1 protein-coding gene is annotated in these 524 nt (G+C 43.7%); it reads right to left on the reverse strand.

Annotated features, from left to right (window positions below; genetic code table 11):
* Positions 1-293: 293 nt before the first annotated feature.
* On the reverse strand, positions 294-524 hold a 231-nt coding region (locus NE619_RS17975; RefSeq protein WP_305146674.1), incomplete at its 5' end, for an RNA polymerase sigma factor.

Below are 524 nucleotides of genomic sequence, written 5' to 3' on the forward strand. Positions count from 1 at the left end.
GTTTCATGGCCCTACCAGGAGCAGCCTGGCAGTTATAGCAGCTATTTCTCGCTCCCTGCCGAAAAGATGCAGACACAGATAAACGTAATAAGGTGAGATCTGTTTGCCTACTTTTCAGCAGATCATGGCGTAACCACTAAGGCGGCTGATGCTCATCACATCAGCAATGGGAAGGTATTTGATGAATGGGTATTCAATTGCCAAGGTACACTCCTGTCCTGTATAAAAGGAAACAGGTGTCGGGATTTTATGTCCCTTCACCTGTTTCCACAGTTAGAGTCTGAAATACAACCCTACTTTTTTAATTTTTTTAAAATATTTTTTCGGGCGGCTTTTATAGATTTCGCTACGGCCTGTTGGGTACAGCCCTCTATCTTTGCAATTTCTGCTTCGGTAAGTCCCTGCAAATAAAAAGAGACAAACCGTTTTCGCTGCGTCTTTGGCAGTTCCGCAATGGTTTGTCTCAATTGTTGGTTATATAAATTTGTCAGCACTGTGTCCTCGACGTTGTCCGGAGGCTTTAG

Origin of the sequence: Anaerovorax odorimutans (assembly GCF_024459955.1) — a bacterium.
GTDB classification, from domain to species: Bacteria; Bacillota; Clostridia; order Peptostreptococcales; family Anaerovoracaceae; genus Hominibacterium; species Hominibacterium odorimutans_A.